Below are 6,980 nucleotides of genomic sequence, written 5' to 3' on the forward strand. Positions count from 1 at the left end.
TTATGTAAATGGTGAAGTGAAGAGCCGGATGCCTTAATAGGGCAAGTCCGGTTCTGTGAGGGGTTGGAATTGCAAGGTTCCAGCCTACTCGATTTTCTGACTCCTTCTTGACGGCCAGGGGGGGACGGTTCTTTGTGACTCCTTCTTAAACTCATAGCAGGAACTATAACAGGGTAAAAGATTATGAAGTAGATTTTATAGAGTGCGGGTTAGACATGAAAAAATGTCTAAATGATTAAGTGCTGGCAGGGATGCTGGTGCTTTTTTGTTTAATTTATTTACGCCTTGTATAACTGGAAAATAAAGGGATTCAGCAGACAAGGGTGATCATAATTTTTTAAATAATGGTGAAAAGACGGCCACTTTTCTTTACATAAAATATTTCCACTATATACATAGAAATTTACTCCTTATAGCACAAATATGCATTTTTCAACCTTGTTACCAAAGCATATTGAATAAAGATTTCTACATATACAAAAATTAGCATTAATTTTCCTTAAATTCCAAATTGCTTAGCTTGAGCTCGGTTTACATAATAACATATACTATATGGGACATAATGTTGTGTATCTTAAATCGAAGGGAGTATGTATATGTCATTATTCAATTCTAAATTATTCAAATCTATTTCACTTATCTTAGTTTTTATGATGCTATTCAACCTAGCAGGGATTACTTACGTAGATGCCTCTGCTACAAACGAAAGAAGATCATTTCATGGTCAAGCAAAGGAGAAAATCCAAGCTAAAATCGGAGAGTTACCCAATACCCCTCCTTCAGAGCGGATGGAGCTAACAAGTAAGCGTACCCGTTATTCCACGAGGTATATCAATCCCGATGGTAGTTTTACAGAGGAAATTTTCCTAGAACCTACCTATTATCAAGATCCAACTACAAAAGAGTATAAAAAGATTAATAATCGATTGAATGCCAGTGCCAGAAAATCTGGTAAGTTAGAGAACAAATCAAATGATTTCAATGCCTTCTTCTCAAATGCTTCTGGAACAAACGAACTACTGTCAGTAGAGAAAAACGGTAGAACCATTGACTTTATTCCAGTAGGAGCTAAAAAGGTAAATGGAAAGACTACTAACAATGAAATCTTATACCAAGGAATCTATTCAAATGTAGACTTCCGTTATGAATTACAGGGTAGTAAAGTAAAAGAAGATATTATCCTTCATCAATACACGGGGCAAAATGTATTCTCCTTTGAATTAAAATTAAAGGGATATACAGTAGCCCAAGGGGAAGATGGAATCATCTATTTCACCAACAACAAAGGGGAAAAAGAATGGTATTTTGAACCTCCCTTCATGTTGGATGCCAATGAAAAGTATTCTGATGATGTAAAGTTTACATTGCGTCAAGAGGGTGGAAAGACCTTTGTTGATGTTGTGGCAGGGGTGGATTTCTTAGAGAATCCAGATACTAAATATCCAGTAATCATTGACCCAACCATCAACAACTGGGACATCATGATGGATACATTTATATCTAACTGGTATCCAAGTAGTTCCTTCTCAGGAGCAACTAGATTCTATACAGGGTACGACTCTGGCTACTATGGAACAATGCGTTCAATGGTGAAGTTTTTCCTACCAAGCTTACCAAGTGATGCCCATATTACTAGTGCTAACTTTAATGCTTATCAAAATGGTACAAATACAGATACTGTGACGGTTGATCTCCACAGGGTTACCAGTGATTGGACAAATTCAGTTACTTGGAACACCCAACCAACAATTAAGTCAACAGCAGAATCAGGTGTTACCTCCAATGCCTCAGGCCAATACTGGCAATTTTATATTACTCAGCTAGTTAAAGATTGGTATTATGGAACACAACCAAACTATGGCGTAATGCTTAAACAAAGCAATGAAACTTCTAATTTTAGAAGGTTTACTTCAATAGAGAGTGGGAGCTACACTCCAAGACTAACAATCGATTATACAGTAGAGCCTATTGGACAAGAAGATTTCTGGGGATATAGTAAAGACGGAGTAAATATTGCAAGTGGTAACCTTGTGCTACAACAAGGAGATTTATCAATCCCAGGTCGAGGTATTCCAGTAGGACTAACAAGAACCTTCAACAGTAGAAAAAACCATGTTACAGGGATATTTGGTAATGGCTGGAGAAGTAACTATGAAGCCATCATCGTTGATACAGGTAGTGGACCAATTACTCTAGTTGATGGTGATAGTACCCGTCATATCTTTGGACAAAAGATTGGTGGAGGATATGCCCCTGCTGGTGGAATATATCTTGATTTAGTCAAAAATGCCGATGGAACCTATACCATCACACAAATGGATGGAACTAAAATTAACTTCAATACCAGTGGTAAAATCACTACAATGGTTGATACTAATAACAACACAACAACTTTAAACTATAGTAGTGGCAGATTAGTTTCTGTAACTGATGCTTCTGATAGAATTACGAGCCTAGCATACAATGCCAATGGCTTTGTGTCTAGTGTAACTGATCCTGCTAATAGAGTTATTCAATATCAATATGATACAGAAGGTAACTTAACTAAAGTAATTGATCCAGAAGCTAAAGCTATTACAATGGCCTATGGAACTGATAAGAGTCTAACAACAGTTACAGACCAAAGGGGAGTCGCTACAACTATAGGCTACGATACCAGTAACCGAGTAGCTAGTATATCATCACCAATCACTATTGATGGTGTAGCAACCACCAGCACAACAACCTATAACTATGTCTCCAGCACCACAACAACAATGGTAGACGGTGAAGGTAGAAGAATTGATTATGAATACAATTCAAATAAGAATATGGTTCAGATGACAGAGAATCCTTTAGATTCAGCTACTATGGCCGTAACTACCTTTGTCTATGACGACAACAATAATTTAGTACAGATTACCGATGCAAATAATAACAAGAAAACTGAAGGTAAAAAGAGCTATGTTTATCAATACGATGCCAATGGTAATGTTATTTCAGTTCAATTACCAGAGGGACAAAAGAGCGAGTTCTTTTTTGACGACAAGAATAACCAGATATCAGAAAGTGATCCAGAGGGGAATATCAGTAGAAGCCAATATGATGACAGTAATAATCAAACCGCTTCAGTTGATGCGGCGATTCAATCAACAGCTTCAAGGTATTTCGCCAATGGAAATCAGCAATATTCCTTTAAAAACATCACATCTGCTGATAATTTAAATCAAAACTCCAGCTTTGAGTTGGATGCTGACCTAAACAACCAGCCAGATCACTGGACTAATGCAGTAGAATCAGGAAAAACAGCAACCTTTGATTGGTCAAGTGTTTCCAAGTATGGTAATAAGTCCATTAGTATTTCAAATCCAACAGGCTGGGCAGTTGTTTCTTCTGATTTAATTCCTTATGAAACAGGGAAAAACTATGTATTCAGTGGAAATGTCAAAACTGATAATACCGTGGGTCATGCTACAATTAAAGTAGACTTCTTTAATGATCAAGGAAATTGGTTAGGACAAAAAATTGCTAACTCTATCACAGGAACCCATGATTGGACTCGACTACAAGCAGTAGTTGATGAAGTGCCAGTAGGGACTACTCAAATGAAATTGGTAGTATCTTTGGCAGCAGGAACAGGTACAGCCTACTTTGATGGGGTTCAAATAGAGAAGGGAAGTATCGCAAGTAACTACAACCTTCTAGAAAACAGTGGTTTTGAAAGGGATAGCAATAATGATGGTATTCCAAACCAATGGACAACCAGTGGAAACTTCACCACAAATGATAAGATATATACAAAGGCTGATGTAACAGATGAGAATGTATTGGAGGGACAACATTCCTTCAAGATTACAGGAGAGTCAGGAAAGAATAAATTTATCCGTCAAAGAATCAATCTTTCAGGGGGACCAAATACTAAACTAACCCTATCAGGTTGGTCAAGACAAGTAGGAGCTAACCCTAATGGTGGAAATTATCTAATGCAGGTAGCCATCAACCATACCGACGGAACAGTGGACTGGAATAATGCCAATGACTTTAGTAAAACAGAAACCGAGTGGCAACATGTGGCAGCCAGTGTAAATGTAAATGCAACAAAGAACTTTAGCTCTATTGATGTTTACTACTATTATTACAATCAAACAGGTACAGCCTACTTTGATGGAACAAGATTAGAAGTGGGTGATAGTGTTACCTCCTATAACTATGACACAAGGGGTAACTACACTACTAGTGTTAAAGATGGACTAGGGAATACAGTTTCCTTTGGTTATGATGATGGAGGGAACAAAACGTCTATCACCGATGGAAAATTAAAAACAACCTATTTTGCCTATGATAAGCGTAACTTATTAACTAGAGTTACTGATACTAAAGGTGGTATTACCTCCTATAGCTATGACAATGCTGGTAATAGAACAACGATTACCGATGCAAGAAGTAAGGTAACTAACTATGAATTTAATGAATTTAATCAAATATCTAAAATCATCAACCCATTAAATCAAGTAACAAGACTTGAGTATGACAAAAACGGAAATCAAACAAAATTAATCTATCCAAAGGGAGATACAATCTCAAGTAGCTACAATGCCTTAAATAGATTAGATAAGATTTTATACAATGGAGTACAGCGTTTTGGCTACACTTATGATGCCAACGGTAACGTAACTGGAATTACTGATACAGTACCAAGCAAAAATCAAACCATCACTTATGATGATAATGCTAGATTAACTAAGGTGGAAACTGGAACAAACAACAGTATCCAGTACAATTATGACCTCAACAGTAATATCACATCCTTAGTAAAAACAGCAGGAGCAACCTCTATAACAACAGGATACAGCTACAATCAATTAAATCAAATGGTTCAATTGACAAGAAACGGATCAAACTTAGCAAGATTCGTCTATGATGAAGAAGGAAATATCATTACAACCAATAGACAAAATGATTCCAGTACAACTTCATTATTTGATGAAGCTAATAGACTAAAGAACATCACCAACTTTAGCCGTACCGGCGGAATCCTAAACAGATTCACCTATAGCTATGATGCCAATGGCAATAGAACAAATGTAGTGACCAACAGCGGAACAATCAATTATCAATATGACGACTTAAATCAATTAACTCAAGAAACTTTATTAGATGGTACAACTATCTCCTATGAACATGATGCAGTAGGGAATAGAACTAAGAAGATTTCAACAACAGGTGGAGTAGCAACAACAACCAACTACACCTACAATGATGGTAATGAATTAATTTCTGTTAATGGTCAAGCCTATAGCTATGATGCTAATGGAAACTTAACCAACAACGGAAACAAAACCTATATCTATGATCTAGACAACCGCTTAAAGGAAGTAAAAGACAACCAAGGTCAAACTATTGCCTCCTTCACTTATGACCATGAAGGAAAGAGAAATAGTATGACCACAAACAGTGGAACAACTCATTTCCACTACAACGGAGATGAAGTAGTTTATGAAACAGATTCAAACAATGCTATCGTAGCAGAATACACCTATGATCCAGAGAGTAACCCAGCAACCATGACTAGGGGTGGAGTAACCTACTACTACCACATTAATGGACATGGGGATGTTGTGACTCTAACTGATGCCAGTGCTAATGTTGTAGCCGAATATGACTATGATGCTTATGGTAATATCATTTCTCAATCGGGTACAATGGCTTCTGTTAACCCGTATCGATATGCAGGATATAGGTATGATGAAGTAACAGGGTTATATTATCTGATGGCTAGGTATTATGATGCTGTGGTAGGGAGATTTATTAGTAGGGATCCGTTCCATGGAATAGAAGCAGACCCCTCATCACTAAATCAATACAATTATTGTGGAAGTAATCCAGTAATGTATACGGATCCAACAGGAAACTACTGGGGAAATCATTGGTGGAATTCAAGGTTCGTTGTTAAAACTGCCCTAAATGTTGCTCTTGCTTTAATTGTGGGGGGGGGGCTAAATGCTTTTGCAAATTATGCAAAAAAATTAACTGCCAAATATTCTGCCCGTTCTGCTGCAGTAATTTTTTCAGATCAATTAAAAGCAAAATTAATTGCTAAAGGAATGAAAGCATCACTTGCACAGGCGTTAGGAAGTGTGGGGAAAGCTGGTTGGGGCCTGTTAACTGCTGCTTTAGATCCAGGTTCTTCTATTTTTGATTGGGCAGATAAAGCGGACTATGTTCCAAATAATGGTTATCTTAATATAGATGTTAGATATGGTAATTCTACAGCAATATTCAAACGTAGACTCTTTTAATTATATAAAAGCGTTAATCATAACGGAGGCTAAAAATAATGATAAAATATGTAAGCAGATTTATTAGATTTATGTGGTTTTTCTTAGGTTATCTAGTAGTTAATACGTACCGTGAACAACTTAATTTGTCTCATTATATAATTGCTCTAATTGTATTATCCTTAGGAGATTTATTTCTACAAAAAAAATTAAGATCATAGTGCCTCTTTGTATAGAACCATATACATGAATCAAAAGCCAGTAATCTAACGAAAATAGATTACTAGTAGTTATAATACCTTAAAAGATTAATAGAGTAAGCGTTCTGTTGGTATTACAATATTAAAGAGGTAAGGGGTGTGAAACTTTTTCTAAAACAATTAACCTTCTCTTTGTTAATTAAAGCAGCTAGTATAGTTACTTGTAGCATTCTTATAATTTAGATTAGCACTGGAATTAATTTTTATAGCGAGGTATTACCCTTTGGTAATACCTTGCTTGTTATATGTACTAACAAGCGAGAAGGTAGGATAACCCATGATTGCACTCATCTACAAGACGTGGCCGATGAAGTGCCAGTAGGGACTACCCAAATGAGATTAGTAGCTTTAGAGTCAAGAGGGACTAGAGTCAAGAGGGACGGTTCTTGTTGACTCCGACTATTTCCTATGAACATGATGCAGTAGGAAATAGAACTAAAAAAATCTCAACAACAGGTGGAGT

General features: G+C 36.6%; 2 protein-coding genes. Both read left to right on the top strand.

Going from position 1 to position 6,980, the window contains the following annotated elements; genetic code table 11:
• The first annotated feature begins 596 nt into the window (after positions 1–596).
• Positions 597–6,278, top strand: a complete 5,682-nt coding sequence (locus JOC73_RS14835) for a DNRLRE domain-containing protein (protein ID WP_204404649.1) — start codon at positions 597–599, stop codon at positions 6,276–6,278.
• A 473-nt stretch (positions 6,279–6,751) separates the two neighbouring features.
• Complete coding sequence (locus tag JOC73_RS14840; RefSeq protein WP_204404651.1) at positions 6,752–6,910, top strand: hypothetical protein; 159 nt, start codon at positions 6,752–6,754, stop codon at positions 6,908–6,910.
• Positions 6,911–6,980 lie beyond the last annotated feature (70 nt).

The organism is Alkaliphilus hydrothermalis, from assembly GCF_016908555.1.
Taxonomy (GTDB): Bacteria; Bacillota; Clostridia; order Peptostreptococcales; family Natronincolaceae; genus Alkaliphilus; species Alkaliphilus hydrothermalis.

Excerpts from the sequence above, each read along its gene's own strand:
- JOC73_RS14835 (WP_204404649.1), top strand. The coding sequence starts at position 597 with ATGTCATTATTCAATTCTAAATTATTCAAATCTATTTCACTTATCTTA.